Genomic DNA, 25,817 nt, shown 5'->3' with positions numbered 1-25,817 from the left:
CCGGGAGCGGGCGGGGCATTTTGGGGGAACTGTTGGGGGAACTGCGGATGAAGGTTCTTGTCGTCGGCGGCTATGGCACCTTTGGCGGTCGCACTGTCGAGCTTTTGGAGGGCGAGCCGCATCTGATCCTCTTTGTCGCCGGGCGCTCGCTCGCCAAGGCTGACGCGTATTGCAAGAAGCGCGCCCCGACAGCAGCCCAGCTGGTGCCGGCACTGTTCGACCGTGACGGCGATCTCGCCGCGCAACTCGCTGCATTAGAGCCTGATATTGTAGTCGACGCGAGCGGTCCGTTCCAGGCCTATGGCGAGGGACGCTATCGCCTGATCGAGGGCTGCATCGCCCGGCGCATCAACTATCTCGATCTAGCCGACGGCTCGGATTTCGTCGCCGGTGTCTCTGCGTTCGACGAGGCGGCGCGAAACGCCGGCGTCTTCGTGCTGTCCGGCGTGTCGAGCTTTCCGGTGCTGACGGCGGCAGTGGTGCGTCGCCTGTCTTCGGACCTGACGCGGGTCGACGGCATTCGCGGCGGCATGGCGCCGTCGCCCTTTGCCGGAGTCGGCGAGAACGTCATTCGGGCTATCGCCGGTTACGCCGGTCAGCCGGTGCGGCTTGTTCGTAATGGCCGTCCCGAACAAGGCCATCCGTTTACCGAGCAGCTGCGCTACACTATCGCGCCGCCGGGCCGGCTGCCGCTTCGAAACACGCTGTTTTCTCTGGTCGACGTTCCGGACCTGCGCGCTCTGGCCAAGCTTTGGCCGGAGGCGAAGACCATCTGGATGGGCGCCGGGCCGGTTCCCGAGACGCTGCACCGCGCCCTGATCGGCCTCGCCTGGCTGGTGCGCGCCGGATTGATCGGTTCGCTTTCGCCGCTGGCGCCGCTGATGCATCAGGCAACGAACCGGCTGTGCTGGGGCGAGCATCGCGGCGGCATGCTCGTCGAGGTGGAGGGATCGGACCGGGCGGGCGCCACCGTCAAGCGCTCGTGGCATCTCTTGGCGGAGGGCAATGACGGGCCGCTGATCCCGTCGATGGCGGTCGAAGCACTGGCCCGCAAAGCATTGGCCGGAGATCAGCCCGCGCCGGGCGCACGGGCTGCCGTGCGCGATCTGGAACTCCGGGATTACGAAGCCCTGTTCGCTGGCAAAACGATCTGCACCGGGTTCAGGGACGAGCCCAGCGACGAGAGCGAGCCGCTTTATGCCGAGCTGCTCGGCAATGCCTGGCAAGACCTGCCCGACGCAATTCGTTCAATGCATGACCGTACGATCACGGCGGCAGGCCGCGCGTGCGTCGAACGCGGGCGCAATGTTCTTGGCCGGCTAATGGCCTGGACGGTCGGCTTCCCCGGGGCAAGCGAGGACATCCCGGTTCATGTCCGCTTCGACACCGACAAGGACGGCGAGACCTGGACCCGGACATTCGGCAAGCACAGTTTTTCGAGCCTACAGTCCGCGGGCCGGGGTCGATCGCAGCGCCTGCTGTGCGAACGCTTCGGCCCGCTGACCTTCGCGATGGCGCTGGTTGCAGAAGACGGCCGGCTGGCGCTGGTCTTGCGCCGCTGGAGTTTTTTTGGCCTGCCGCTTCCGATGTGGCTCGGTCCACGCTCGACTTCCTACGAAACGGTGAAGGATGGCCGCTTCCGCTTCCATGTCGAGATCTCGCATCCGCTTGCCGGCATGATCGTCCGCTACCGCGGCTGGCTGGAGCCCTCCGGCCCGCACGGCTCCAGCGAGATCGTGCCGCCTGCCAGCTTGGCCAATTCGCGACAGTCCTGCGCCGTGCACAGCGTCCAGCCCTGACCCGTGGCGCCCGAGGCGGCGAGCGCGAGGCGCCGCTGTGGCCCGACCTTGGGCGCATAGACCCACCAGCCGTTTCTCAGCACCGAGCCTTGCGGCGGCTCCATCCCGGCGCCCGATCCCTTGATGCGGGCCTCGACGAGCTGCAGGCCGGACGGCAGCACCTTCCAGTCTTCCTGCCACTGGGTCTTCTCCACCGAATGCACCCAGGAGAGCGTGAAGGCAGCGACCGCGAGCGTTACCGTCTTGCCGGCCGCGACGATGCAGAGGCTCATGCTGAATTAGCCAGCGAAGCCTGCCGCGCGCGCCAGCAGTGCCAGCCGATCCAGACAAGGGACAGCGCCCAGCCCGCCTCGTCAGTGAGCGGCAGCGCCGCAACCAGCAGCACGCCGGCGGCGAAGGCGACGAGGCGTTCCCACCAGGCCATGCGCCGGGCGAGAAATCCGACGGCCGCGGCGCCCCACAGGACGATACCCATGCAGGCTTTGATGACGATATAGGCGACCTCGACGGGATAGCCGAACTGGGCGGCGATCGGGCCGGGGTCCTGCAGCATCAGCGCCGGGGTATAGACCGCCATGAACGGCACAACGAAGCCGGCAATGGCAAGCTTGGTGGCCTGGACGCCGATCTTGAGGCCGCTTTCCTTGGCCATGGGCGCGGCGGCGAAGGCGGCCAGCGCCACAGGCGGGGTGAGATCGGCCATGATGCCGAAATAGAAGACGAACATATGGCTGACCACCAACGGCACGCCGAGCGACAGCAGCGCTGGCCCGGCCAGCGACGAAGTGATGATGTAGTTGGGAATGGTCGGTATGCCCATGCCGAGCACCAGGCAGGTGAGCATGGTCAAAAGCAGCGACAGGAACAGATTGTTCTCGCCGATCGAGATGATCCAGCCGATGAAGGTCGAGGCGATGCCGGTAAGCGTCAACGTGCCGATGACGATGCCGACAATGGCGCAGGCAATGCCGACCGGCAGCGCGTTCTTTGCTCCTTCGGCAAGGGAATCCACGCATATGCGCAGCGTCTCGCGCCCGCCCTTGAAGGTGAGGCAGGCGGCGACCAGCACTGCGATGACCAGGCTGAGGATGTTGACGCCGAATTTCATGAAGGAAGCCGCGGCAAGCCCGAGCGCCAGCCAGAAGACGATGCGGAAGGCGAGCGGCCCGATCGATGCTGCCAGCGGCGTGCCGAGGATAAGCACAATGGTCAACGCCAGGCCCATGGTGCCGGCGAACACCGGTGTGTAGCCGGCAAACAGCAGGTAGATCAGTGCTGCGAGAGGCAGTACCAGCGGCCAATGTTGTCTCACCGCATCCCACGGGTTGGGCAGGTCGGCCTTGGCCATGCCGTGCAGGCCGGCCTTGCCGGCTTCCAGGTGCACCTGCCAGAAACAGGCGCCGAAATAGAGCAGCGCCGGAATGATCGCCGCCTTGACCACAGCGGCATAGGGGATGTTCAGGGTCTCGGCCATGATAAAGGCAACCGCTCCCATCACCGGCGGCATGATCTGACCGCCCATCGACGAGGTCGCCTCGACGGCGCCGGCGAAAGCCGAGCGGAAACCGAAGCGCTTCATCAGCGGGATGGTGAACTGGCCGCTGGCCACCACATTGGCGACGCCGGAGCCGGAAATGGTGCCCATCAGCGCCGAGGACAGCACGCAGACTTGCGCCGGGCCGCCGCGCCATGAGCCGACCAGGCCAAGCGCAAAATCGTTGAACAGCGCGATCATGCCGGCGCGCTCAAGAAAGGCGGCGAAAACGACGAAGATGAAGATGTAGGCGGCCGAGACATAGATCGGCGTGCCGTAGATGCCTTCGGTACCGTAGGCGAAAGTGTCGACGAGCTGGGCGAAATCATAACCGCGATGGATGAACGGCGGCGGCAGATGATTGCCGGCGAATGCGTAGGCGAGAAAGATAAAGGCAATGACGGCAAGCGGCAGCCCCATTAACCGCCGCGCCGCCTCGAAGACCAGCACGACCAGCACCGCGCCGACGATCAGGTCAGGCGTGGTGAGAAAGCCGGAGCGGCGGATGAGGTCGGCATAGAACACCCAATTGTACAGACCGGTGGCGAAACCAAGCAGGCCGAGCGTCCAGAACACTGCTTTCGCCGGGACGCTTTTGGCGCGCAGATTGGCGATTAGGGCAAAGCCGAGCAGCAGCAGGAAGCCGACATGCATGGCGCGTATGACCTGGCTCGGCAGGCTGCCGTAGGCGGCGATGTAGATTTGGAAGATGGAGAAGGCGATGGCGATAAAAAAAGCCGCCTTGCCAGCGATGCCTTCGCCGAAGCCAGGCGGCAATCCTTCGACAGGAGCTTCCGCTGTGGGGGAAAGAACGGTCGGGGTTGCGGTCATTAGCGGGGTTCCTGGCGGGGCGCTCCCCTCCCCGAGGGAGGGTGCGAGCGAAGCTAGGCGGGTGGGGTCGGTGCGGCAGTGTACGGCCTCAACCGACCCTACCCGTCCATTCGCCTTCGGCAGCAGTTCACCTTCTCCTCAAGGGGGAGGGATGGCTCCTTACTTCACCAATCCCTTTTCCTTGTAATACCTCTCGGCGCCTGGATGCAGCGGCACCGGCATGCCGTCGAGCGCCTTGGCCGGGTCGATCGCCTTGGCGGCGGCGTGGGCAGCGGTGAGCTGGTCGAGATGCTCGAACAGCAGTTTTGTCATCTGGTAGGCGGTCTCGTCGGAGACATCGGCGCTGGTGATCAGGAAATTGCCGACGGCGGCGGTCGCAACATCCTCGGTCTGGCCCTCGTAGGTGCCCTTGGGGATGACCACGGAAAGATAGGGCGAGCCGATCTTAGCGACGTCCTCCGCCGGCACGGCAACGATGTTTACCGGCAATGAGGTGGCGAGGTCACGGATCGACGCGACCCCAAGGCCAGCCGACTGAAGCGTGGCGTCGAGCTGGCGGTTCTTGATCAGCTCCACCGATTCGGCGAAGGGCAGATATTCGATCCGCCCGAGGTCTTCGTATTTCAGCCCGGCAGCGGCAAATATCGTGCGGGCGTTGAGCTCGGTGCCTGAGGCCGGCGCGCCGACCGAAAGGCTCTTGCCCTTGAGATCGGCGAGCGTCTTGATGCCGGATTCCTTGCTGGCGACGATCTGGATGTAGTTGGGATAGATGGCGGCAATGCCGCGCAGCTTGTCGAGCTTGCCTGGGAAGCCTGCTTCGGTATTGCCTTCGGCGGCCAGCTTGACGGAATCGCCGAGCGCAAAGGCGATCTCGCCCTTGCCCTGCTGAAGCAGGTTGAGGTTTTCGACCGACGCTTTCGTCGCCTGCACCTGAGTACGCGCGCCTTCGATGCCCTTGCCGTAGATTTCCGACAGCGCGACGCCGAGCGGATAGTAGACGCCGGACGTGCCGCCGGTCAGCACGTTGATGAATTCCTGTGCCTTGACCGATACCGCGCCAAGGCCAAGCGACAGCGCCAGCACGCCGGCTGCAACAAATTTCGTCCTGAAATTGAGCATGCGATTTCCTCCCTGAAAATTCGCCGCCGTGCCCTCCTCGGCGGCACGAAGCGAGTTTAGACAGCGGGCGGGAAATGCCAACCCGCAATAGCAGCGACTAGACGAACGACTAAGCAGTGCCGCAACACGTTGGCGCTTGCGCAAGGTCGCATCGCGGCAGAAAGATTTTTCCAGCGCTTGTCGAAATCCGGCAGGGCCGCGCGACATAAGTCCGGCTCGCAACGATGCGGCCTTCGAGAAACGGGAGAAGACCATGCGATACATGCTTTTGATCTATGGAAACGAAGCCGGGATGGCAGCCGCGCCAGCAGATGCGGTGACACAGATGTCGAGCGCGTACGTGGCCTACACCGAAGCGCTGAAGAAATCCGGCGCCTGGCTCGCCGGCGACCGGCTGAAGCCGACGCAATCCGCTACCTCGGTGCGGATGGCCAATGGCAAGACCAACGTGCTCGACGGCCCCTATGCCGACACCAAGGAGCAGCTTGCCGGCTTCTATATGATCGAAGCGGAGGACGTCGACGCCGCCATTGCCTGGGCGGCGCGCTGCCCGGGCGCCAGCACCGGCACGGTAGAGGTGCGGCCGATCTGGGAACTCACCATGTGATGCCGGAATTGCCCGATACTGCGCGGGCGGCGGCGGAAGCGGCCGCCCGGCAAAGCTACGGCAAGCTGGTCGCTTATCTCGCCGCACGCACGCGCGACGTGGCCGCTGCCGAGGACGCATTGGCCGATGCCTTTGCAGCGGCGCTCGAGCGTTGGCCACAGGCGGGCGTGCCCGACAAGCCGGAAGCCTGGCTGCTGGCGGTGGCACGCAAGCGCCGCGTCGACGCGGTCAGACGGCGGCTGACACGCGAGGCGGGCCGCGACCACCTCAGACTGATCGCCGAGGAGATGGAGGCGCGCATGGCCGAGGAAGACCTGCCGGACGAGCGGCTCAGGCTCATGTTTGCCTGCGCCCATCCCGCGATTGAGGCCGGCGTGCGAGCACCGCTGATCCTGCAGACGGTCCTGGGCTTCGACGCAGCGACCATCGCCTCGGCTTTTCTTGTCTCGCCAGCCACGATGAGCCAGCGCCTGGTGCGCGCCAAGACGCGAATTCGCGAGACAGGCATTCCGTTCCGCGTGCCGGAGCGGGCCGAGCTCGGCGAGCGGCTGGGCACCGTTCTGGAAGCGATCTACGCGGCGTTTGCCGAAGGTTGGTCCGACCCGGCCGGCACCGAAACGCGGCGCCGCAATCTCGCGACCGAAGGCATCTGGCTCGGCCGTTTGATCGCCTCGCTGATGCCGGATGAGCCGGAAGCACTCGGTCTGCTGGCGCTGATGCTGTTCGCCGAGGCGCGGCGTGCAGCCCGGCGCAATGCGGCGGGTGACTATGTGCCGCTGGCCGAGCAGGATCTTGCATTGTGGGACGATACCCTGATCGATGAAGCGGAGGCGCTGCTCGGGCGCGCGGCCGCCGAGGGTGTTGTCGGCCGCTACCAGCTCGAGGCCGCCGTGCAATCCGCCCATACGACACGGCGGCTGACCGGTTGTACCGACTGGGTCGCGATCAAGGAGCTCTACGACGCGCTGTCGGTGATTGCCGGCTCGCCGGTGGTGTCGATCAACCGTGCGGTGGCGATTGCCGAGGCCGAAGGTGCTTCAGAAGGATTGGGCGCGCTTGATCAACTCAGCGGCGACAAGCGGCTGTATGACTATCAACCTTACTGGGCCGCCCGCGCGGGCCTGCTGGCCAGACTCGGCAAAGTTCCACAAGCGAGCGAGGCCTATGACCGGGCTATCGGCCTCGAACGAGATCCGGCCGTGCGCCGGTTCCTGCAGGAACGACGGGCAGGGCTCGGCCGCGCGGAAAGACACTGAGACAAGGCGGAGTGCTTAGGCCGGCCACATGTCGTGGGAAGCATTCAGCCTCTTCATCACCCGATGTTCCCGCAAATTGGCCCACAGGCGTTCGATGTTCGGCCAAGCGGTTGGAACCTTCGCGACCTCCGGATGCCAGGCCACCAGCATGACGAGATAGATGTCGGCCAGCGAGAGTTGGTCGCCGGCCAGCCAGTCGCGGCCGTCGAGGGCGGCATCGAGAATGGCGAGGCTGCGATCCATTTCCGAGACCGCCGCCTGTTTGACAGCGTCCACGCCCCGGGGATCGGTCGTGTAGCGATGAGCGTAGAAGAACCGCAGGTCAGCCGAATAGATGACGGAGGACATGAAAAACATCCAGCGCAGGAAGTCGGCGCGGTCAGCCGAACTTGCTGCGGGCGCCAGTCCTGCTTCGGGGTGGCGCTCGGCCAGCAGGATGCAGATCGCCGCCGATTCGGTCATCGAGCGTCCGTCCGGCAAGATCAGGACCGGCACCTGGTTCAAGGGGCTGATATCTAAAAAGGCCTGGTCGGGTCGGCCCTTCGGAACGTCGATCTGGTCGAAAGGCACGCCCGCCAAAGCGAGCGCCGCCTCGACGACAAAGCCGCCGGTATTGGCACGCGTATAGAGCTTGTACATAAAGTCCTCCACCTGCCGGGCAGCGACGATTGATACGGAAGTGACCCGCCGCTCAAGCGAACGACGCCCGCCACAGGTGGTTTTTCAGCGGTCCACGCCGACGCGTGATACTGAGTATTTGATGTCGGAGGGCATCGCGAAGGATCGCTACTGACCGGTCAAAAACGCTCGTGTCTAAGCGCCCAATCCCTCGAACAGGATCGTCGAGAGATAGCGCTCGGCGAAGGAGGGGATGACGACGACGAGGTTCTTGCCCTTGTTCTCGGGCCGCGAGCCGACGACGATCGCCGCTTGCAGGGCGGCCCCCGACGAGATGCCGACCGGCACACCTTCGAGCCGAGCGACGAGCCGTGCATTAGCAACCGAATCCTCGTTCGAGACCTTGACGATCTCGTCATAGATCGTCGTGTCGAGGATTTTTGGCGCGAAGCCGGCGCCAATGCCCTGGATCTTGTGCGGGCCTGGCTGGCCGCCCGACAGCACCGGCGAGGCTTCCGGTTCGACGGCGACGACATGCACCGAGGGCTTACGCTTCTTCAGCACCTGGCCGACGCCGGTGATGGTGCCGCCGGTCCCGATGCCGGCAACGAAGATATCGACTTCGCCATGGGTGTCGTTCCAGATTTCCTCGGCGGTGGTGCGGCGATGGATTTCCGGATTGGCCGGGTTTTCGAATTGCTGCGGAATGACAGCGTCGGGCAGCGTTGCCGCCAGCTCGTCGGCCTTGGCGATGGCGCCCTTCATGCCTTTCGGCCCTTCGGTCAGCACCAGTTCGGCACCGAGCAGAGCCAGCATCTTGCGGCGTTCGACGGACATGGTTTCCGGCATGGTCAGGATCAGCTTGTAGCCCTTGGCAGCGGCGGCAAAGGCGAGTGCGATGCCGGTATTGCCCGAGGTCGGCTCGATGAGGGTGGTCTTGCCGGGCGTAATCCTGCCCGAAGCCTCCAATGCCTCGATCATCGACACGCCGATGCGGTCCTTGACCGAGGCGATCGGGTTGAAGAATTCGAGCTTGGCCAGCAGATTGGCGACGACACCCTTCTCCCTGGCGAATTTATCAAGCCGCACCAGCGGCGTGTCGCCGATCGTCTCGGTGATCGAATTGTAGATGCGGCCGCGGCCGGGCACGTGTGTGGGGGTGGCGGGCTTGTTCATTGATTTCCTCCCAGAGGTCAAGCGGCAAGAGTCGCGCGGGCATAGGATAGAGCCATCCACCGCGCAAGATAGGCTGTCGATCGAAAAATATCCGAGTGAAGTTCGTGCTGAGTACCCCCGCCCTTGCAAGCCGTGGCAATCCTTGGGCGGATTGGCGAAAGAGATCTATTGGCGGGCGGCAATTGCCGCGGCCGCGCCGACCATGAAGCCGGCGGCGGTGCGGTTGAGTGCCCTCAGCGCCCGCGGCGACTTCAGGAACCAGCGCGCCTTGGCCGCCAGCGCCAGATAGGGCACCAGCACGACGAGCAGGACGACGATGGTGAGCGCGACGAGGATGCCGTAATCGGCCAGCGTGATCGTCTTCAGATCGACGATGGTCGGGGTGATGGCAAGATAGAAGATCATCGTCTTCGGATTGCCGAGCGTGACGGCAAGGCCGGCTACAAAGCTGGATGCCAAGCCGCCCTTGCCTTTCTTCGCCTCTACCGTTTCGGGCGTGATGCCGCTCGTCCAGAAACGCCAGCCAAGAAAGGCGAGGTAGGTGACGCCCAGCCATTTGATGGCCAGGAAGACCATGCCGAAAGTTTGTGCGACGAAAGCCAGGCCGAGCACCACGGCAGTGAGATAGGTCAGGTCCCCGAGTATCAGCCCGAACGACATGGCCAGCGACGAGCGGAAGCCGGAACCCAGCGCACGCGCAACAAGCGCGGTGACGCCTGGGCCCGGGATGGCCGCGGCGATGCCGAGGGCAGCACTATAGGCGAGGAACCCAGTGAGTGTCATGATTGGCGCTTGTCGCACAATGTTGAAGTTGGGTGAATTCCCTCGGGCCGGATTCGATTGCGCCAGCGCAGCAGGCGACACCGCCGTTCAGGAACGGCCGTCTTCGTAGGTAACGCGCCAGATGGTGCCGTTACCGTCTTCTGTGACGATCACCGAGCCGTCCTTGGCCATCGCGACACCGACCGGGCGGCCCCAGACGGCGTCGTTCGAGATGACGAAGCCGGTCATGAAGTCCTCATATTCGCCGGTCGGCTTGCCATCCCTGAATTTGAGCCTCACCACCTTGTAGCCGGTCCTGGCGCCACGGTTCCACGAACCATGCATGGTGACGAAGGCGTCACCCTGATAATCCGCCGGGAAGTTCTTGCCGTCGTAGAAGGCTATATTCATCGGCGCCGAATGCGCCTGCATCAATACATCGGGGACAGTGGCCTTGCCGGCGAGGTCTGGCCGCTCGCCCTGATGGCGCGGATCCTCGTTATTGCCGATGTAGTACCAAGGCCAACCATAGAATCCGCCGTCCTTGACCGCTGTTGCAAATTCGAACGGCACATTGTCGCCGAGTTCGTCGCGCTCATTGACGACGCACCACAATGCGCCGGTGGCGGGCTGCACGGTCATGCCCGTACAGTTGCGCAGGCCGGTGGCAACAGTTCGGGGATTTTTCCCATCCGGGTCAAAGGCGAGCACATCGGCACGGCCGTCCTCGGAGCCCCAGGCCGCCCCAAGCGGCTTTGATTTGGCCCAGGCGTCGAGGCCGCTATCTGGCTCCTTGCCTATATCCTCGGCGACGTTCGAGGCGGAGCCAACCGACAAATAAAGCGTTTTGCCGTCCTGCGAGAAGGCGATGTCGCGGGTCGTGTGACCACCCGACGGGATTTGGGCGACAATGGTTTCTGGTTTGCCGGATGTCTTCAAGTCGCCATCGCGATAGGGGAACCGGACGATGCTGTCGCTGTTCGCGACATAGACCCATTGCGGTTTGTCTCCTGGCGGATAGAAGGCGATGCCGTAGGGATAATTGAGCCCCTTGGCGAAGATCGCTTTCTCGATGGGCCTGGCGCTGCCCTCGGCGAGACGATAGACGCGTATTTGGTCGGCATGGCTGTTGGCAACAAACAGGTCGCCATTCGGAGCGACGCGCACGACACGTGGATTGACGATGCCGGATGCGATCATTTCAGCCGAAAAGCCCGACGGCAATTCTGGCTTGGCGCTTTCGGGCCGTTCCGCCACGCCGGCGCCGTTCGAAGCGGATTGGGCGGGGTCGGCTGCCGGCATGTCTCGCGGCCCAATCAGGCGTCGGACGCCAGGCCTGTCGGCGTGCCAATCGCCAAACGCGGCTTCGCCTTTGAGCACATTCTGATCCGCCTGCTGGGCGGCTGCCGGTGTCGCAACAAGGAGGGCAGCGCCCAAGGCCGCAAAGCCGCCAGATCGGATCATCAACGTCCTCCGGGATTCGCCTCGAACAGGGGCAAACGGCATCAGGTATTGATCGTTCCAAGCGGCCGTCCAGCACACGAGGATTTGAAGCCGAACCCGTTCAGTTGCCAGAGGCGTAAAAGTCGTCGTCGAGGCGCTTTTCCAGCGCGACCAGATCGGCCGGCAGCGGTAAACCCATCGCCCGCATCTCTTGCAGCTTCTCGCGCAACTGCTCTTGTACCTCGTGCTGATCCTCTGGCTGGTTGATCATTTCTTCGAGCAGCAGACTGATCTGGGCCTTGAACGATTCCAGCGCCATTCTTTTCTCCTCCTTGCGGCAGGCCCGCGGCGGCTCCTAGCTCAGCATGCGCGAAATCAGCTGCGCCGTATAGTCGACCATCGGTACTATGCGCGCATAATTCAGCCGCGTCGGCCCGATGACGCCGAGCGCACCGACGACACGCGCGTCCTTGTCGCGATAGGGTGCCACCACCAGCGAGGAGCCAGACAGCGAAAACAGCTTGTTTTCCGAACCGATGAATATGCGCACGCCTGGGCCTGCCTCGGCGAGGTCGAGAAGCTGGATCAGCCCATCCTGCGTCTCCAGATCCTCAAACAGATGCCGCAGCAATTCTATGTCGGCCTGGGCAGTGACGTTTTCCAGGAGATTGGCGCGACCGCGCACGATAAGCCGCCCAGGCACGCCGCTTTCAGCGCCTGCCCAGACCGCCAGGCCCTTCTCGACCAGATCCTGCGACAGCGTGTCGAGGGCCGCCCTGGTCTCTTCCTTGATGCGGGCGATCTCGACCCGCGCCTCGGCCAGGGTGCGACCGCGGATATGGGCGTTGAGGAAGTTAGAGGCTTCGTGCAATTGCGAGATGGTGATGCCGGCGGGCAGATCGATGACGCGATTTTCGACGTCGCCGTTCTGCGAGACCAGCACGGCCAGCGCCTTGGTCGGCTCGAGCTGGATGAATTCGATGTGCTTAAGCGCCGCCTCATTCTTGGCGGCGAGCACGAGGCCGGCGCCGCGCGACATGCCGGACAGCATCTGGCTGGCCTCGGTCAGCATATGCTCCAGCGTCGCGCCCGAGCCGGAGGCGCGCACCTGGGCCTCGATGGTGCGGCGCTCCTCGTCGGAGAGGTCACCAAGTTCCATGAAAGCATCGACGAAGAAGCGCAGGCCTGCCTGGGTCGGCAGCCGGCCAGCCGAAATGTGCGGCGCATAGATCAGGCCGAGATGCTCAAGGTCGCTCATCACGTTGCGGATGGTGGCCGGCGACAGCGACGACGGCAGGATGCGCGACAGGCTGCGCGAACCGACCGGCTCGCCATCCCTCAAATAGGAATCGACGATGCGCCGGAAGATGTCGCGCGAACGCATGTCGAGCGATTGAAGCGCGGGCGATTGCAGCGCGTGCGACGGGAGCACGTGCGACTGCAAACCGGGATCGACTGCCTTTGTCATTTCGAGCCAAAACCTCCGCCCCGAAGATATAGACTTCCGCGGTGTCGGCGCAACCGGTCCATTTTCCTTTGCGCGTCACGCCCCGTGCGGCTACAAGCCGGCCAAGATTCCCCGGCCAAGATTCCGAAGAAAGAAAGAAGCCTGAATGCGCCCTTCCAAACGCCAATTCGACGAAATGCGCCCCATCTCCTTCGAGCGCGGCGTCTCCAAGCATGCGGAAGGCTCGTGCCTGGTGAAGTTCGGCGACACGCATGTGCTGTGTACGGCCAGCCTGGAGGAAAAGGTGCCGGGCTGGATGCGCAACTCCGGCAAGGGCTGGGTGACGGCGGAATACGGCATGCTGCCGCGTTCGACCGGCGAGCGCATGCGCCGCGAGGCTTCGTCCGGCAAACAAGGCGGCCGCACGCTGGAAATCCAGCGGCTGATCGGCCGCTCCCTGCGCGCCGTGGTCAATCTGCAGGCGCTCGGCGAGCAGCAGATCACCGTCGACTGCGACGTGATCCAGGCCGACGGCGGCACGCGCACCGCTTCGATCACCGGCGGCTGGGTGGCGCTCTACGACTGCCTGCGCTGGATGGAAGCCCGCCAGATGGCGAGCCTGAGCAAGGTGCTGAAGGATCACGTTGCGGCAATCTCCTGCGGAATCCATGATGGCCAGCCGGTCATCGACCTCGACTACATCGAGGATTCCTCGGCCGGCACCGACGCCAATTTCGTCATGACCGGCAAGGGCGGCATCGTCGAGATCCAAGGCACGGCCGAGGGCGAGCCGTTCTCGGAAGAGCAGTTCGCGGCGCTGATGGGGCTCGCCAAGAAAGGCATTCAGCGCCTGGTCAGCTTGCAGCAAATGGCGGTGGCTTAGCTGCGGTCCAATATTGATGAGATTGGCGATCCTGTGACTCCTTCCGCAATCCTGGAATCAGCACTCTACGTGACCGACCTTGCTGCCGCGGAACGGTTCTATTCGGGCGTGCTCGGGCTCGATCTGCTCGGTAAGGTCGATGGCAGGCATCTCTTCTTCCGCTGCGGCGACGGCGTGCTGCTTATCTTCAATGCCGAGGCCACCAAAGTGCCGCCGCGGGCCGACGCCAAGCTGCCCGTGCCGCCGCATGGCGCGGTCGGCCAGGGCCATCTTTGCTTCGCCGCAAGCGCGGATGAAATCCCACGCTGGAAAGCGCATCTTGAGGCGAAGAAAATCGCCATCGAAAGCGAGTTCGAGTGGCCGCAAGGCGGCCGCTCGATCTATATTCGCGATCCCTCCGGCAATTCGATCGAATTCGCCGAGCCACGAATTTGGGGCATCTGATGCATTCGCCAACTATTCATTCGCTTGATGGGCATAAGATCATCGTCGCAAGCCACAACGCCGGCAAATTGCGAGAATTCGCCGATCTGATGGCGCCATTCGGCATTGAAGCGAAGTCCGCAAAGGAATACGGCCTGCCGGAACCGGACGAGACCGGCACCACTTTCGAGGAGAACGCCCTCATAAAAGCCTTGGCCGCCGCCAAGGCCACTGGATTGCCGGCGCTGTCGGACGATTCCGGCCTGTGTGTCGATGCGCTCGACGGCGCACCCGGCGTCTACACCGCCAACTGGGCTGAGACGCCGGACGGCTCCCGCGACTTCGGCATGGCCATGCAGCGCACGGAAGTGGCCTTGCAAGAAGTTGGCGCGATCACGCCTGCCCAGCGCAAGGGCCACTTTGTCGCGGTCATCTGCCTGGCCTTCCCCGATGGCCAGGCGGAATATTTTCGCGGTGAGGTCGAGGGCACGCTGGTATGGCCGCCGCGCGGCGAGCTCGGCTTCGGCTACGATCCGGTGTTCTTGCCCGATGGGTTCGAGAAGACCTTCGGCGAGATGAGCGCGAAGGACAAGCATGGCTGGAAGCCCGGCCAGCCAACCGCATTGTCGCACCGTGCCCGCGCCTTCCAGAAATTCGCGCAAGCCCGATTGGCCGCCGTATGACCATGCTGCTCGACCGCAGGCCTGGTTTCGGCGTCTACGTCCACTGGCCATTCTGCGCGGCCAAATGCCCGTATTGCGACTTCAACAGCCATGTCCGCCACCAGCCGGTCGACCAGGAGCGTTTTGCCCGCGCCTTCGAGGCCGAGCTGGCGACGATGCGCGGCCGCACCGGGCCGCGCGAGGTGACCAGTATCTTTCTTGGCGGCGGCACGCCATCGCTGATGAAACCGCAGACCGTGGCGGCGGTGCTGGATGCAGTGGCGAAGAACTGGACGGTGCCTGATGGCATCGAGGTGACACTGGAGGCCAATCCCTCCTCCGTCGAGGCCGAGCGCTTTCGCGGCTATCGCGCGGCCGGCGTCAACCGGGTATCGCTTGGCGTGCAGGCGCTGCACGACAAGGATCTGCGCTTCCTCGGCCGTTTGCACAATGTCGATGAGGCCCTGCATGCGATCGGCCTGGCGCGCGAGATATTCCCACGGCTGTCGTTCGACCTGATCTACGCGCGGCCCGGTCAGACGCCGGAAGCGTGGCAGGCGGAGCTCGAGCAGGCGATCGGCCACGCCGCAGACCATCTGTCGCTCTATCAGCTGACCATCGAGGAAGGCACGCCGTTCCATGCGCTGCATGCGGCAAGCAAGTTCATCATTCCAGACAATGAGCTTGCCGCCGATCTCTACGCGTTGACACAGGAGATCACCGCCGCGCGCGGACTGCCGGCCTACGAGATTTCCAACCATGCCAGGCCCGGCGCCGAAAGCCGGCACAATCTCACCTACTGGCGTTATGGCGAATATGTCGGCGTCGGTCCCGGCGCGCATGGCCGGTTCGTCGAAAATGGCCGGCGCGTGGTGACGATCGCCGAGAAAATGCCGGAGACTTGGGCCAATCTGGTCGAGGCCAAGGGCCATGGCGTTACCGGCGGCGAGATCCTGACGCGGTCGGAAGAGGCCGACGAGTTCCTGCTGATGGGGCTGAGGCTGGCGGAAGGCATCGACCTTTCCCGCTACGAGGCATTTTCAGGGCGCGGCCTGTCGACGGCACGGCTGTCGGTACTGCAGGACGAAGGCCTGGTGGCGCCGATCGGCAATGCGCGCCTGCGCGCCACGCCGGCCGGCATGATCGTGCTCGATGCGGTCGTGGCGGACTTGGCCAGATAGCACGTTGAAGAACGTTCTCTTCATCTGCAGCCAGAATCGCTTGCGCAGCCCGACGGCGGAGCAGGTGTTTTCCAAGCGGCGGGACATCGAGGTCGCTTCGGCCGGCACTAATCACGATGCCGACATTCCGTTGACGCATGAACTCGTCGCCTGGGCCGACATCATCTTCGTGATGGAAAAAATGCACCGCGCCAAACTGCAGCAGAAATTCAAGACAAGCCTGAAAAAGGCTCGAGTAATCTGCCTCGATATTCCCGACGACTATGCATTCGTGGACCCGGCTCTGGTGGGCCTGCTGGAGGCGCGTGTCTCGAAGTATCTGGGTTGAATGATACATCGCGGAGCATGCGCAACCGCGCTTTCGAGAGCTGTCTCGACCGATCGCTAAGGTTTGCGGGGTCAAGCCTCGTGCTTGTGGCGGTGTTTGGCGCGATCTTTTTCGCTGGTCTCTCCGGAACGGACCGGCTTGATCTCGCTTTTGTCGCGTGAGGCATGGTGCTGGTCGTCTGTGGAATGTGACGCTGCGCCATCGCGGGCGCTTTTTGTTTCGAGGCGGGTGATGAAAATGTCGAAGCGATTGGGCATCGTCCGGTCAGTGCTCCATCGTGCGGTCGGTTTCGTTTGCGGGCTTGCTCTCTGCCGATCGCTGGCGTGCAAGCGGCTTCTTGGCTCTGCCATCTGCGGCTTCGGCAGGCCGGCTCTTGTCGCATGGTGCGGCGAAGCGTTTGCGGCCGGCATAGTAGGGTTCGAAAACGTCCTGTATCGTCAGGCTGTCCATCCTACTCCTCCCGAGATCAGGGGTAAAATTCGCCGGCAACGGTTTCGTTCCCTACTGTGGCGAAGGCATGGCGGCCGGTTCACGTCGGCATCCCTTCTGGAACCAGGGCCTTTGCAACCCAGGCTTTTGCAACCAAGCGTGAGCCGTGCCAAACAGGGTCGAACGGAGTTGTGCAGGTGACCGGCGAATCGGCCAAACGCAGTTATGTGGTCGGGCAGACCGAAATCGCCGCCCGGCCGCTCGAGCCGGCGCTCTACCTGGTGGCGACGCCTATCGGCAATCTCGCCGATATCACGCTGCGCGCGCTGGAAACGCTCGCCGCCGCCGATATCGTCGCTTGCGAGGACACACGTGTCAGCCGCGTGCTGCTCGACCGCTACGGCATCCGCCGCCGCACCACCGCCTACCATGAGCACAATGCCGGCGAGGCCGGACCGAAGCTGATCGCGGCGCTGCTGGCCGGCCAAAGCGTAGCGCTGAGCTCGGATGCCGGCACGCCGCTCATCTCCGACCCCGGCTACCGGCTGGTTGGTGAGGCGCTGGATCGCGGCATTCGTGTCGTGCCGATCCCCGGACCGTCGGCGCCACTTGCCGCGTTGACGGCATCCGGCCTGCCCTCGGACGCGTTTCTGTTTGCCGGCTTCCTGCCGGTGAAGACCGGGCAGCGGCTGACGCGGCTGGAAGCGCTGAAGGCGGTGCCGGCAACGTTGATCTTCTTCGAATCGCCGCGCCGGCTGGCCGAGACGCTCAGTGCCATGGTCGAGGTGCTGGGCGGTGCCCGCAAGGCGGCGATCGGCCGCGAGCTGACCAAGACCTTCGAGGAGATGCGGACCGACACCCTGCAATCGCTCGCCAGCCATTATGCGGGAGCCGATACGCCCAAGGGTGAAATCGTCATCTGCGTCGGCCCGGCCGATGCGGTCGCTGATGAGCCAGAAGACATCGACCGGCTGCTGCTTTCGCTCGCCGCCGAGATGCCGGCCTCCAAGGCAGCGGCGGAAGCCGCCAAGATGACGGGTGGCCAGAAGCAGGCGCTCTATCGTCGGCTCCTCGACCTCAAGAATGCCGGAAGAGACGGGACCGGCGGAGACGGCGATGGCTGAACGGCCGAGCGCCAGCCGACAAAAGGCCTACCGGCGCGGCCATCACGGCGAATGGCTGGCGGCGGCGGCGCTGATGCTGAAAGGCTACCGAATTCTGGCCCGCCGCCACCGCACCAGGTTCGGCGAGATCGACCTGATCGCGCGGCGCGGCGATCTGGTGCTGATCGTCGAGGTCAAGGCGCGCCGCACGCTGATGGAGGCAATGGAAGCAGTCGGCCGTGAATCGCCGCATCGAAGGCGCCGCCGATTTCTGGCTGTCGCGCCAATCCGACTACGGAAAATTATCGGTGCGCTTCGACATGGTGGCGGTGCTGCCGTGGCGCTGGCCGGTGCATGTCGAGAACGTTTTCTACGGGCGGAACTAGGCTATTCCCGAAGTGGGGCCGTTTTGCTGCGCCTGCGGTTCAGATCATGGTTTGCCGATCTGTCAAGCATCCGCCCAGCGCTGACTGGAACAAAAGCGTTCCTGCGTTGTTCCCCAATCGTCCTGATGTTCGACGGGCTGGTTCAAATGCCGGCCAGGGCAATCCTCGTGGCAGCTATGCGAGGACAAAGGGATGGCGAGGCAAATGGATCCCGACGATCTCAACCCGGTACGGATCGTCACCGTGTTCGGCGGAACCGGCTTTCTCGGGCGCAGGATCGTGAAGCGGCTCCTGGAAAGAGGTTTCACGGTGCGCGCTGCATCTCGCCATCCAGCTCGCGTGGCCCTGGTCTTTTCCTCGATTACAAGGATGCCCGAGGCAGTCGAGGCGGATATATTGGATGCGTCCTCGATCGGGTCGGCCATTACCGGATCACAGGCGGTCGTGAATGCTGTCAGTCTTTACGTCGAGCACGGCGTCCAGACCTTTGAACGCGTGCATGTGAAAGCCGCGGCCGATCTCGCTGCCGCGTCGCGCGACCGCGCGATCGACCAGTTCGTCCTGATTTCAGGGATCGGCTCCGATCCTCAATCGGATTCGAATTACATAAGGGCGCGTGGGCGCGGAGAAGGTGCCGTGGAAAGCGCATTTCCCGGCGCTTTCATTGTGCGTCCCGCCGTCATGACAGGACCTGACGACGCTTTCCTCACGACCATTGTGAGGATGATACGCCTCCTGCCGGTCTATCCGCTGTTCGGCGATGGTGGCACACGGCTTCAGCCGGTCCATGTGGCAGACGTCGCCGAAGCAGTGAGCCGGCTGATCGACGGGCGAACCCACACGGGTTCATCCATATTCGAATTCGGTGGCCCGCGCATCTATACCTATAAGGAACTGCTTCGGGAGATCGCCCGACAGCTCGATACGCACGTCAAGCTGATGCCGGTGCCGTTTGCGGTATGGAACGCCTTGGCTGGCGTCGCGGAACTCCTCCCGGCTGCCCCCATAACGCGCAACCAGATCGATCTTATGCGTCAGGACAATGTGGCAGCAATCGACGCGCCTGGCCTGAAGGAACTCGACATCGAGCCGCGGGATATCGACGAGGTGATCCGTGCGATCGAACAGCGCCGTGGCGTAGGCTCGCGCTCGTCTCCGCCTTAGGACGGCCCCCTGATCCTGGCGGGAACCTATCGCCGCGCGACAGGTTGGTCGAGCTTGAAGCCGTGAAAGAAGGAAACGAACTATGGCCAGATGCGATCAATGCGGGAATGACTACGACAAGGCTTTCAAAGTGACGATGGCCGAGGAGACCTACACGTTCGACAGCTTCGAATGCGCGGTCCAGAAACTTGCTCCGATATGTCCGCATTGCGGATGCCGGATCATCGGACATGGCGTCGAACAGGATGACATCATCTACTGCTGCGCACATTGCGCCGCGGAGGAAGGTGCGAACGCGCTGACCGATCGCGCGCCTTGATGCACCTCCTTTGGCGTCTCCGGGTCGACCATTCCGAACGACTGCGCCGGCTCACCCCATATTGCCAGTGCTGTCAGCACGACGACGACCAGCCGAGGTCAAGACGCCGAGGTCAAGGCCGCCGCACGTTGATGGAGGCAATGGATGCAGTCGGCCACGAATCGGAGCGCCGTATCGAAGGTGCCGGCGATTTCTGGCTGTCGCACCAATCGGACTACGGAAAATTGTCGGTGCGCTTCGACAAAAGGCAGCGTGCGTCGTCTTGATCGCGCCAGAGCTGTCATGTTCTTGCACGTTCAAGAACCCGCGTTCGACGGCTCGTTTAGACGTCGTTCCGTGGCAAGTCGGCTCCCGCTTGGACGAGTCGCTCCACGACGGCGGCCGCCTCCTCTGGAATGGCCGGTATGGTGCCCGACTTCCGCGTCGATCCGAAATCGAGGCCGGCGAAAAAGAGACCTGGAACAACGCCGACGCCATCCTCGTGGACGGGCTGGCCGGCGGCATCGAGCGCGCCGGGAAGCCGAACCCATGAGAAATCGCCAGTGAAGCCCGTGCACCAGATCACTGATCTGATGCCGCTCGCCGTCCAGTCGAGGGAGCGGATCGGAGGATCGGGCAAGCGCGGTTCAATCGTCTCGGCTGGATCATCCTCGGCCAGTGGCGCATCGAGGCCGGCGCGCTCGATGTACTCGTCAACCAGGCGCTTGGCATTCGCGGAGACCTCGTCGGCAAATCGCATATGGTCGTCGAGCTCGTCGCCGAAGACGAGGTTGGCGTTCTCCACACCCCTAAAGCGGCCGAGCAGCACCACGCCCTGTGCACTCAGCGATTGCAGGCTGATCGTATGGGTCGCGCCGACCAGCGCGCGGGCCTGCAGCTTGCCGGAGGGGAGGACGAGTTCCTTGCGCGGAACGTCGAGAAAACCGGACAGCGTCAGCCATTTAAGTATGTTGCCCCCGCGGTAGCGCCGCACCCAACGGCCGTTGCGGCTGGTCGCCAAAAAGACCGCACGTCCGGACAGCGCCAGATCCTCGGCGATCTGGCCGCCCGACTGACCGCTGCCGACCACCAGCACCGCGCCACTCTCGAACTCGGCCGGGTTGCGATAAGCCGAGGAATCGACTTGGCGAATTGCGGTTGGCAAATCCGCCGACCCTGCTGGCCGGACCTGCCGATTCTGGTCGCCGGTGGCGATCACCACATTGCGCGCCAGAAATGCCCCGTCCGTCGTGGTGATGCGAAAGATCCCGTCGTCTCTCGTCAGCTCTTGCGCCGGAGTTTGGGTGCTTACCGGCAGGCGGTGCCGCTCGGCATAGCCTTCGAGATACGCGACAAATTCGTGGTGGGTTATCGCGCCCCACGGCTCGGGCCCCTCGTAGGAATCACCGGGTAAGATGGAGCGAATGGTCGGCGAATTCAGTCGAAACGAGTTCCACCGCTGCGTTCGCCACGTTTCGCCAATCCGGCCTCGATCGAGCACACGGTGGTCGCGGCCCTGCCGTTTCAAGAAGTAGCTGACGCCGAGTCCCGGCCGGACCGGCGCCAATAACGAGGGCGTCAAGAACTTCGCTCATGCATTCCCCTGCCAACCATACGTCCACAAGATCGTGTGGCTCGGCTTCGGGCAAGAATAGAGTTCCCGCTGGGATTGCGCTATCTTCCGATTCGGGTGCGGCCCACGCCTCCTCCCTCCGCTCGGGAAAGTATAATTCATACGGGGCTACCTAGTCATCAAACCGACTGTTCGAGCACCAAGCATAAGGAGGGATTGCCAAAACTGCTCGCAATAGGAGGTTGGAATGAAGCTGTCGGCGCCAATTTACCATCTGAAGCGCAAGGCCAGGCTCTTATCCCGCGAAGAAAAAATCCCACTTCATGAAGCGCTTAACCGCATAGCCCTTCAGGAAGGCTACAATGATTGGAGCCTCCTTGCCGCGAAACTGTCCGCTGCAAGGCCGGCCGGCAAGCTGATTGCGCGATTGAAGCCCGGTGACCTGGTGCTACTCGGCGCGCGGCCGGGGCAAGGCAAAACCCTAATGAGCCTCGAACTCGCCGTGGAGGCCATGAAATCCGGCAATCGAGCCATGTTCTTCACGCTGGAATACACCAAAAAAGACGTTGTTGAGCGCTTCGAAGCAATCGGGGCGGAGTACGCGCAGTTCGATAGGCTGTTCGAATTCGACTGCTCCGACGCCATAAGTGCCGATTACATCGTCAACACGTCCGCGTCAGCGCCTCGCGGCACCCTGATGGTCGTAGACTATCTGCAATTGCTCGACCAGAAGCGCAAAAATCCCGAATTGGCCGTGCAGGTCCGCGCGCTGAGGGTATTTGCGCGGGATCGAGGGCTGATCATCGTCTTTATTTCTCAGATCGATCGATCATATGATCCATTGAAGAAGCCGTGCCCGGATATTCGAGATGTCCGGTTACCGAACCCTCTGGATTTGCAGCTGTTTGACAAGACTTGCTTCTTGAACAAGGGGGAAATCCAGTTCCAGCCAGCGAACTAGGCAGGCCCCAATCCGGGGCTCCTGTCGTGCCGCATCGATTGCGTTCCGACAGGGGCTTAGAATCACCGCCAATCTCAGTCTTATAGCTGCGCCGGCTCATCCCCAGATGGCCAGCCCCGCCAGGCCAACGATGCCGACGACCAGACGCCACCAGCCGAACAGCGCATAGCCGTGGCGCGAGACGTAGTCGAGCAGGAAGCGCACGACGATTAGCGCGGTGACGAAGGCGGCGACGAAACCGACGGCGATGATGGGCAGGTCGGCGCTGCTCAGCACATTGCGGTTCTTGAACAGGTCGAAGGCGAAGGCGCCGACCATCGTCGGGATGGCAAGGAAGAAGGAGAATTCCGCCGCCGCCCGTTTGTCGACGCCGAGCAGCAGCGCGCCGACGATGGTCGAACCCGAGCGCGACGTGCCGGGGATCAGCGACAGGCACTGAAACAGCCCGATCTGCAGATAAAGCCTGGTCGGAAACCGCTCGACATCGTGGTAATAGGGCTTCGGCTTCATGCGATCGACCAGCAGCAGGATGACACCGCCGATGATCAGCATGATGCAGATCAGCCGCGGCGATTCGAACAGCACCGTCTTGATGAAATCGTGCGCCAGCGCGCCGATAATGGCCGCCGGCAGGAATGCGATGAGGATGCCAAGGACGAAATGCCGCGTCAGCCGATCGTAGGGCAGCTCGAGCAGCATCTTCCAGAGACGGCGGAAATAGACGCTGAGAATCGCCAATATGGCGCCGAGCTGGATCAGGATCTCGAAGGCCTTGCCGGTCGAATGAAAGCCGAGGAAATGGCCGGCAAGCAGGATATGACCGGTTGAAGACACCGGAATAAACTCGGTCAGGCCCTCGAGCATGCCGAGCAGCAGCGCTTCGACGACGGTCTGGCTTTCCATGGCAACCTCGGCGTTGGAGTGAGGGCGTGAGAAAAGGGCTTGCTTGTCACGGCGCGGAACTCCCCCTATAGGACGCAGCACCCTGACAGCCCGCTGAATCGGGCGGCCAAGACTTACCGGCGCAGCCGGCGATTTGCCAGTGCGCTCTATTATCGCGGGACCATGCTGACGCTTTTCCACCATCCGATGTTCGCCAGCTGCCGCTTCGTCCGCCTTGCCTTTGGCGAGTATGGCGAGGAACTGGCGCTGATCGAAGAGAAGCCGTGGACGCGGCGCAAGGAGTTCCTGGCACTGAACCCGGCCGGCACGCTGCCGATCCTGCTCGCCGAAGGCGACGTGCCGATCGTCGGCGCAGTGGTCATTGCCGAATATCTCGACGAGACGCGCGGGGTACTCAAGCGCGACAAGCGGCTGTTCGCCGAGGATCCGATGGAGCGCGCCGAAATCCGCCGGCTGACCGACTGGTACCTCAACAAGGCGGAAAGCGAGGTTACCCGGCACCTGGTGCGCGAGCGCGTCCTGAAGCCGGTCATGCCGGAAACGGCAGGCGGCGGCTCGCCCGATTCGGCGGCGATCCGCGCCGCCCGCGCCAATATCCGCCAGCACATGAAATACACCAACTGGCTGGCCGGCACCCGTCATTGGCTGGCCGGCAACAAGGTCACCTATGCCGATCTCGCGGCGGCGGCGGCACTGTCGGTGCTCGACTATCTCGGCGAGATCGACTGGCGCGAACACAGCGCCGCGCGCGAATGGTATACAAGGGTGAAATCACGGCCTTCGTTCCGGCCGCTTCTGTCCGACCGGGTGCGCGGCCTGTCGCCGGTGTCACATTATGCGGATCTCGATTTCTGATACGGCAAAGCTGCGCGCGCTGATCGACCGCGAGGCGCGAAATGCCGGCTTCGACGCCGTTGCCGTCACCACGCCCGACGCGATTCCGCAGGCGCCGGAACGGCTGGCCGAATTCGTTGCCGACGGCTTTCACGGCTCGATGGGCTGGATTGCCGAAACGCTCGAGCGGCGAGGCAAACCGACAACGCTTTGGCCAGAGGTCCGCTCGATCATCGTGCTGGCGATGAATTACGGGCCCGACCACGACCCACGCGACATCCTGGCAAAGCGCGACCGCGGCGCGATCTCGGCCTATGCGCAGAACCGCGACTATCATGACGTGATGAAAGGCCGGCTGAAGGAGATCGCCGGCAAGATCGTGGCGCGCGCCGGCGGGGACGTGAAAGTGTTTGTCGACACCGCGCCGGTGATGGAAAAGCCGCTGGCCGAGGCGGCCGGCCTCGGCTGGCAAGGCAAGCACACCAACCTGGTCAGCCGCGCGCATGGCTCCTGGCTGTTCCTCGGCACCATCTTCACGACGGCCGAGCTGGTGCCGGACGCGCCTGAGAACGATCATTGCGGCTCCTGCCGGGCCTGCCTCGACGCCTGCCCGACGGACGCTTTTCCGGCGCCTTACCGGCTCGATGCGCGGCGCTGCATTTCATACCTCACCATCGAGAACAAAGGACCGATCCCGCATGAGTTCCGGGAAAAGATCGGCAATCGCATCTATGGCTGCGACGACTGCCTGGCCGCCTGCCCGTGGAACAAGTTCGCCCAAGCCGCTTCGGAGGCAAAGCTTGCCGCCCGCGCGGACTTGCGCGAACCGCCGCTCGCCGAGCTGCTGCGTCTCGACGACACTGCCTTCCGCACGCTTTTTTCGGGCTCGCCGATCAAGCGCATCGGCCGCGACCGTTTTATCCGAAACGTGCTGATAGCGGCCGGCAATTCCCAGGACTTGTCGCTGGCCGGCGCCGTTCGCGCGCTGCTCGACGACGCCTCGCCCCTGGTTCGCGGAGCTGCGGTATGGGCGCTGTCGCGGCTGGTGCCGGGTCGGGAGTTCGCCGAACGTGCCGCAGCCGCTTTGCAAGCAGAACATGACGAGGCGGTGAGAGGCGAATGGCTTCTGGCCCTGCCAAAGCCGATCGAGGCGCATACATGACAAAAAAGCAGATTTTCATCTTCGGCGCCGGTTATTCGGGCAGGGCCTTCGCCCGCGCCAACAGGGATGCCGACACAACGATCTTCGGTACAACACGGTCGCTGGAAAAATTCGCGGCGCTGCGGCAAGCCGGTATCGTGCCGCTGCGTTTCGATGGCACGCTGACCTCCGAAATCGGCGATGCCCTTGGGAAGACAACCCATCTCGTCGTCTCGGTCGCGCCGGACAAGGCCGGCGACCCGATGCTGGGCGCGGCACGCGAGGAGATCGCGGCCAACATGCCGGAGCTCGAATGGATCGTCTATCTCTCCACCGTCGGCGTCTATGGCGACCGTGGCGGCAATTGGGTGGACGAGGCCGCCGAATGCCGGCCGTTGTCGAAGCGGTCGGTGATGCGTGTTGCAGCCGAGCAGGATTGGCTACAATTGGGCCATGACATCCACCGGCCGGTGGCGATCCTGCGGCTTTCCGGCATTTACGGGCCGGGCCGCAACGCCCTGGTCAACCTGGAAAACGGCACTGCGCGGCGGCTGGTCAAGCCGGGCCAGGTGTTCAACCGCATCCATTGCGACGATATTGCCGGTGCGCTCTGGCATCTCGCCGAGGGCAATCGCGGCGGCATCTTCAACGTCACCGACGACCTGCCGGCGCCGCCGCAGGACGTCGTCGCCTATGCCGCCCAATTGATGGGCATCGAGCCGCCGCCCGAAATTCCGTTCGAGACCGCCCAACTTTCGCCCATGGCGCGGTCTTTCTACAGCGAGAACAAGCGTGTCGCCAACGCGGCAATCAAGGCGGCCGGTTATGGCTTTCGCTTTCCCGACTATCGCTCGGCGCTCGATGCCATGTGGGCGAGCGGCGACTGGCGCGACGGCGAGGCGCGCAGCCCGATGAAACGGTCATGATCGATACGTTGCGCGGGCTATGGTATGATG

The 25,817-nt window shown here is 63.6% G+C and carries 29 protein-coding genes and 1 pseudogene; 17 read left to right on the top strand and 13 right to left on the bottom strand.

The features are described from left to right. Positions 1 to 47 precede the first annotated feature (47 nt). A complete protein-coding gene (locus NKJ81_RS04735) occupies positions 48 to 1,799 on the top strand; it encodes a saccharopine dehydrogenase family protein (protein ID WP_352539794.1) in 1,752 nt (583 codons plus the stop codon). On the opposite strand, the gene NKJ81_RS04730 is transcribed toward NKJ81_RS04735, so the two are convergent. The 3 genes from NKJ81_RS04730 to NKJ81_RS04720 form a co-directional block, all read right to left on the bottom strand. Further along, positions 1,688 to 2,071: a DUF1850 domain-containing protein gene (locus NKJ81_RS04730; RefSeq protein WP_352451865.1), complete on the bottom strand. Its 384-nt coding sequence runs from the start codon at positions 2,069 to 2,071 to the stop codon at positions 1,688 to 1,690. The genes NKJ81_RS04735 and NKJ81_RS04730 overlap by 112 nt on opposite strands. Then, the gene (locus tag NKJ81_RS04725) at positions 2,068 to 4,164 is read right to left on the bottom strand and encodes a TRAP transporter permease (protein ID WP_352473581.1); all 2,097 of its coding nucleotides are present in this window, start codon (positions 4,162 to 4,164) and stop codon (positions 2,068 to 2,070) included. The genes NKJ81_RS04730 and NKJ81_RS04725 overlap by 4 nt, the downstream gene beginning before the upstream one ends. Positions 4,165 to 4,323: 159 nt before the next feature. After that, a complete protein-coding gene (locus NKJ81_RS04720) occupies positions 4,324 to 5,283 on the bottom strand; it encodes a TAXI family TRAP transporter solute-binding subunit (RefSeq protein WP_352539793.1) in 960 nt (319 codons plus the stop codon). Positions 5,284 to 5,536: 253 nt separating this feature from the next. Between NKJ81_RS04720 and NKJ81_RS04715 the strand changes: the two genes are divergently transcribed. Then, positions 5,537 to 5,890, top strand: coding sequence for a YciI family protein (locus tag NKJ81_RS04715; protein ID WP_023718846.1), 354 nt, complete (start codon positions 5,537 to 5,539; stop codon positions 5,888 to 5,890). Further along, complete coding sequence (locus NKJ81_RS04710) at positions 5,890 to 7,146, top strand: RNA polymerase sigma factor (protein WP_352473579.1); 1,257 nt, start codon at positions 5,890 to 5,892, stop codon at positions 7,144 to 7,146. The genes NKJ81_RS04715 and NKJ81_RS04710 overlap by 1 nt, the downstream gene beginning before the upstream one ends. A gap of 15 nt (positions 7,147 to 7,161) precedes the next feature. Here the strand turns inward: NKJ81_RS04710 and NKJ81_RS04705 are convergent, their stop codons facing one another. The 6 genes from NKJ81_RS04705 to hrcA all read right to left on the bottom strand — a co-directional run bounded on the left by NKJ81_RS04705 (position 7,162) and on the right by hrcA (position 12,613). Further along, positions 7,162 to 7,785: a glutathione S-transferase family protein gene (locus NKJ81_RS04705; protein ID WP_352539792.1), complete on the bottom strand. Its 624-nt coding sequence runs from the start codon at positions 7,783 to 7,785 to the stop codon at positions 7,162 to 7,164. Between the two features lie 174 nt (positions 7,786 to 7,959). Next, on the bottom strand, positions 7,960 to 8,940 hold the full coding sequence (gene cysK, locus NKJ81_RS04700) for a cysteine synthase A (protein WP_023718844.1): 981 nt from the start codon (positions 8,938 to 8,940) through the stop codon (positions 7,960 to 7,962). 165 nt (positions 8,941 to 9,105) lie between these two features. Continuing rightward, a complete protein-coding gene (locus NKJ81_RS04695; RefSeq protein ID WP_352539791.1) occupies positions 9,106 to 9,723 on the bottom strand; it encodes a LysE family translocator in 618 nt (205 codons plus the stop codon). An 87-nt stretch (positions 9,724 to 9,810) separates the two neighbouring features. After that, complete coding sequence (locus NKJ81_RS04690; RefSeq protein ID WP_352539790.1) at positions 9,811 to 11,166, bottom strand: PQQ-dependent sugar dehydrogenase; 1,356 nt, start codon at positions 11,164 to 11,166, stop codon at positions 9,811 to 9,813. A gap of 100 nt (positions 11,167 to 11,266) precedes the next feature. Next, complete coding sequence (locus NKJ81_RS04685; RefSeq protein ID WP_023678983.1) at positions 11,267 to 11,464, bottom strand: hypothetical protein; 198 nt, start codon at positions 11,462 to 11,464, stop codon at positions 11,267 to 11,269. 36 nt (positions 11,465 to 11,500) lie between these two features. Continuing rightward, entirely contained in the window at positions 11,501 to 12,613 is a 1,113-nt protein-coding gene (gene hrcA, locus NKJ81_RS04680; protein WP_502893799.1) for a heat-inducible transcriptional repressor HrcA, read from the bottom strand. A 145-nt stretch (positions 12,614 to 12,758) separates the two neighbouring features. Between hrcA and rph the strand changes: the two genes are divergently transcribed. The 5 genes from rph to NKJ81_RS04655 are packed head-to-tail and all read left to right on the top strand — an operon-like array spanning position 12,759 to position 16,069. After that, positions 12,759 to 13,475 (top strand): ribonuclease PH, encoded by a 717-nt coding sequence (rph, locus tag NKJ81_RS04675; protein WP_352473573.1) that lies wholly within the window; start codon positions 12,759 to 12,761, stop codon positions 13,473 to 13,475. A gap of 33 nt (positions 13,476 to 13,508) precedes the next feature. Further along, a complete protein-coding gene (locus tag NKJ81_RS04670; protein ID WP_352473571.1) occupies positions 13,509 to 13,919 on the top strand; it encodes a VOC family protein in 411 nt (136 codons plus the stop codon). 14 nt (positions 13,920 to 13,933) lie between these two features. Continuing rightward, a complete protein-coding gene (gene rdgB, locus NKJ81_RS04665) occupies positions 13,934 to 14,581 on the top strand; it encodes an RdgB/HAM1 family non-canonical purine NTP pyrophosphatase (RefSeq protein ID WP_352473611.1) in 648 nt (215 codons plus the stop codon). Continuing rightward, positions 14,578 to 15,741 (top strand): radical SAM family heme chaperone HemW, encoded by a 1,164-nt coding sequence (gene hemW, locus NKJ81_RS04660; protein ID WP_352539789.1) that lies wholly within the window; start codon positions 14,578 to 14,580, stop codon positions 15,739 to 15,741. Before rdgB ends, hemW begins: the two co-directional genes overlap by 4 nt. A gap of 4 nt (positions 15,742 to 15,745) precedes the next feature. Further along, positions 15,746 to 16,069, top strand: coding sequence for a low molecular weight protein tyrosine phosphatase family protein (locus NKJ81_RS04655; RefSeq protein ID WP_352539788.1), 324 nt, complete (start codon positions 15,746 to 15,748; stop codon positions 16,067 to 16,069). A 71-nt stretch (positions 16,070 to 16,140) separates the two neighbouring features. On the opposite strand, the gene NKJ81_RS04650 is transcribed toward NKJ81_RS04655, so the two are convergent. Both NKJ81_RS04650 and NKJ81_RS04645 read right to left on the bottom strand, forming a co-directional pair. Beyond that, the gene (locus NKJ81_RS04650) at positions 16,141 to 16,326 is read right to left on the bottom strand and encodes a hypothetical protein (protein WP_352539787.1); all 186 of its coding nucleotides are present in this window, start codon (positions 16,324 to 16,326) and stop codon (positions 16,141 to 16,143) included. A 7-nt stretch (positions 16,327 to 16,333) separates the two neighbouring features. After that, positions 16,334 to 16,519 (bottom strand): hypothetical protein, encoded by a 186-nt coding sequence (locus NKJ81_RS04645; RefSeq protein ID WP_352539786.1) that lies wholly within the window; start codon positions 16,517 to 16,519, stop codon positions 16,334 to 16,336. A 176-nt stretch (positions 16,520 to 16,695) separates the two neighbouring features. Between NKJ81_RS04645 and rsmI the strand changes: the two genes are divergently transcribed. The 5 genes and pseudogenes from rsmI (at position 16,696) to NKJ81_RS04620 (ending at position 19,736) form a co-directional block, all read left to right on the top strand. Beyond that, positions 16,696 to 17,622 carry a 16S rRNA (cytidine(1402)-2'-O)-methyltransferase gene (rsmI, locus tag NKJ81_RS04640; RefSeq protein ID WP_352539785.1) on the top strand — a complete coding sequence of 309 codons (927 nt, stop codon included), beginning with the start codon at positions 16,696 to 16,698 and terminating at the stop codon, positions 17,620 to 17,622. Continuing rightward, positions 17,615 to 17,987: pseudogene (locus NKJ81_RS04635) on the top strand (YraN family protein). Before rsmI ends, NKJ81_RS04635 begins: the two are co-directional and overlap by 8 nt. Before the next feature lie 192 nt (positions 17,988 to 18,179). Beyond that, positions 18,180 to 19,151 carry a complex I NDUFA9 subunit family protein gene (locus NKJ81_RS04630; protein WP_352539784.1) on the top strand — a complete coding sequence of 324 codons (972 nt, stop codon included), beginning with the start codon at positions 18,180 to 18,182 and terminating at the stop codon, positions 19,149 to 19,151. Between the two features lie 82 nt (positions 19,152 to 19,233). After that, positions 19,234 to 19,470, top strand: a complete 237-nt coding sequence (locus NKJ81_RS04625; RefSeq protein WP_352926009.1) for a metallothionein — start codon at positions 19,234 to 19,236, stop codon at positions 19,468 to 19,470. A 140-nt stretch (positions 19,471 to 19,610) separates the two neighbouring features. Next, positions 19,611 to 19,736 carry a PDDEXK family nuclease gene (locus tag NKJ81_RS04620; protein WP_352502686.1) on the top strand — a complete coding sequence of 42 codons (126 nt, stop codon included), beginning with the start codon at positions 19,611 to 19,613 and terminating at the stop codon, positions 19,734 to 19,736. A gap of 56 nt (positions 19,737 to 19,792) precedes the next feature. Here NKJ81_RS04620 and NKJ81_RS04615 read toward each other — a convergent pair whose 3' ends face one another. Next, positions 19,793 to 21,016 (bottom strand): flavin-containing monooxygenase, encoded by a 1,224-nt coding sequence (locus tag NKJ81_RS04615; protein WP_352539783.1) that lies wholly within the window; start codon positions 21,014 to 21,016, stop codon positions 19,793 to 19,795. 253 nt (positions 21,017 to 21,269) lie between these two features. Here NKJ81_RS04615 and NKJ81_RS04610 point away from each other — a divergent pair, with 253 nt between their 5' ends. After that, positions 21,270 to 21,983 carry a DNA helicase gene (locus tag NKJ81_RS04610; RefSeq protein WP_352539782.1) on the top strand — a complete coding sequence of 238 codons (714 nt, stop codon included), beginning with the start codon at positions 21,270 to 21,272 and terminating at the stop codon, positions 21,981 to 21,983. A 96-nt stretch (positions 21,984 to 22,079) separates the two neighbouring features. On the opposite strand, the gene NKJ81_RS04605 is transcribed toward NKJ81_RS04610, so the two are convergent. Beyond that, positions 22,080 to 22,886, bottom strand: a complete 807-nt coding sequence (locus NKJ81_RS04605; RefSeq protein ID WP_352473563.1) for an undecaprenyl-diphosphate phosphatase — start codon at positions 22,884 to 22,886, stop codon at positions 22,080 to 22,082. Positions 22,887 to 23,048: 162 nt separating this feature from the next. Here NKJ81_RS04605 and NKJ81_RS04600 point away from each other — a divergent pair, with 162 nt between their 5' ends. The 3 genes from NKJ81_RS04600 to NKJ81_RS04590 are packed head-to-tail and all read left to right on the top strand — an operon-like array spanning position 23,049 to position 25,787. Then, positions 23,049 to 23,741, top strand: a complete 693-nt coding sequence (locus NKJ81_RS04600) for a glutathione S-transferase family protein (RefSeq protein WP_023678968.1) — start codon at positions 23,049 to 23,051, stop codon at positions 23,739 to 23,741. After that, the gene (gene queG, locus NKJ81_RS04595; RefSeq protein WP_352473562.1) at positions 23,722 to 24,882 is read left to right on the top strand and encodes a tRNA epoxyqueuosine(34) reductase QueG; all 1,161 of its coding nucleotides are present in this window, start codon (positions 23,722 to 23,724) and stop codon (positions 24,880 to 24,882) included. Before NKJ81_RS04600 ends, queG begins: the two co-directional genes overlap by 20 nt. After that, a complete protein-coding gene (locus tag NKJ81_RS04590) occupies positions 24,879 to 25,787 on the top strand; it encodes an SDR family oxidoreductase (RefSeq protein ID WP_352539781.1) in 909 nt (302 codons plus the stop codon). Before queG ends, NKJ81_RS04590 begins: the two co-directional genes overlap by 4 nt. Positions 25,788 to 25,817 lie beyond the last annotated feature (30 nt).

This window comes from Mesorhizobium sp. M0018 (assembly GCF_040323955.1).
Lineage (GTDB): Bacteria > Pseudomonadota > Alphaproteobacteria > Rhizobiales > Rhizobiaceae > Mesorhizobium.
The sequence above is the reverse complement of the archived record's forward strand: the minus strand, read 5'-3'. Positions and strand labels throughout refer to the sequence as shown.

Coding starts and splice junctions, on each gene's coding strand:
- NKJ81_RS04735 (WP_352539794.1), top strand. CDS start 48: ATGAAGGTTCTTGTCGTCGGCGGCTATGGCACCTTTGGCGGTCGCACT.
- NKJ81_RS04730 (WP_352451865.1), bottom strand. CDS start 2,071: ATGAGCCTCTGCATCGTCGCGGCCGGCAAGACGGTAACGCTCGCGGTC.
- NKJ81_RS04725 (WP_352473581.1), bottom strand. CDS start 4,164: ATGACCGCAACCCCGACCGTTCTTTCCCCCACAGCGGAAGCTCCTGTC.
- NKJ81_RS04720 (WP_352539793.1), bottom strand. CDS start 5,283: ATGCTCAATTTCAGGACGAAATTTGTTGCAGCCGGCGTGCTGGCGCTG.
- NKJ81_RS04715 (WP_023718846.1), top strand. CDS start 5,537: ATGCGATACATGCTTTTGATCTATGGAAACGAAGCCGGGATGGCAGCC.
- NKJ81_RS04710 (WP_352473579.1), top strand. CDS start 5,890: ATGCCGGAATTGCCCGATACTGCGCGGGCGGCGGCGGAAGCGGCCGCC.
- NKJ81_RS04705 (WP_352539792.1), bottom strand. CDS start 7,785: ATGTACAAGCTCTATACGCGTGCCAATACCGGCGGCTTTGTCGTCGAG.
- cysK (WP_023718844.1), bottom strand. CDS start 8,940: ATGAACAAGCCCGCCACCCCCACACACGTGCCCGGCCGCGGCCGCATC.
- NKJ81_RS04695 (WP_352539791.1), bottom strand. CDS start 9,723: ATGACACTCACTGGGTTCCTCGCCTATAGTGCTGCCCTCGGCATCGCC.
- NKJ81_RS04690 (WP_352539790.1), bottom strand. CDS start 11,166: ATGATCCGATCTGGCGGCTTTGCGGCCTTGGGCGCTGCCCTCCTTGTT.
- NKJ81_RS04685 (WP_023678983.1), bottom strand. CDS start 11,464: ATGGCGCTGGAATCGTTCAAGGCCCAGATCAGTCTGCTGCTCGAAGAA.
- hrcA (WP_502893799.1), bottom strand. CDS start 12,613: ATGACAAAGGCAGTCGATCCCGGTTTGCAGTCGCACGTGCTCCCGTCG.
- rph (WP_352473573.1), top strand. CDS start 12,759: ATGCGCCCTTCCAAACGCCAATTCGACGAAATGCGCCCCATCTCCTTC.
- hemW (WP_352539789.1), top strand. CDS start 14,578: ATGACCATGCTGCTCGACCGCAGGCCTGGTTTCGGCGTCTACGTCCAC.
- NKJ81_RS04650 (WP_352539787.1), bottom strand. CDS start 16,326: ATGCCCAATCGCTTCGACATTTTCATCACCCGCCTCGAAACAAAAAGC.
- NKJ81_RS04645 (WP_352539786.1), bottom strand. CDS start 16,519: ATGGACAGCCTGACGATACAGGACGTTTTCGAACCCTACTATGCCGGC.
- NKJ81_RS04630 (WP_352539784.1), top strand. CDS start 18,180: ATGGCGAGGCAAATGGATCCCGACGATCTCAACCCGGTACGGATCGTC.
- NKJ81_RS04625 (WP_352926009.1), top strand. CDS start 19,234: ATGGCCAGATGCGATCAATGCGGGAATGACTACGACAAGGCTTTCAAA.
- NKJ81_RS04620 (WP_352502686.1), top strand. CDS start 19,611: ATGGATGCAGTCGGCCACGAATCGGAGCGCCGTATCGAAGGTGCCGGC.
- NKJ81_RS04610 (WP_352539782.1), top strand. CDS start 21,270: ATGAAGCTGTCGGCGCCAATTTACCATCTGAAGCGCAAGGCCAGGCTC.
- NKJ81_RS04605 (WP_352473563.1), bottom strand. CDS start 22,886: ATGGAAAGCCAGACCGTCGTCGAAGCGCTGCTGCTCGGCATGCTCGAG.
- NKJ81_RS04600 (WP_023678968.1), top strand. CDS start 23,049: ATGCTGACGCTTTTCCACCATCCGATGTTCGCCAGCTGCCGCTTCGTC.
- queG (WP_352473562.1), top strand. CDS start 23,722: ATGCGGATCTCGATTTCTGATACGGCAAAGCTGCGCGCGCTGATCGAC.
- NKJ81_RS04590 (WP_352539781.1), top strand. CDS start 24,879: ATGACAAAAAAGCAGATTTTCATCTTCGGCGCCGGTTATTCGGGCAGG.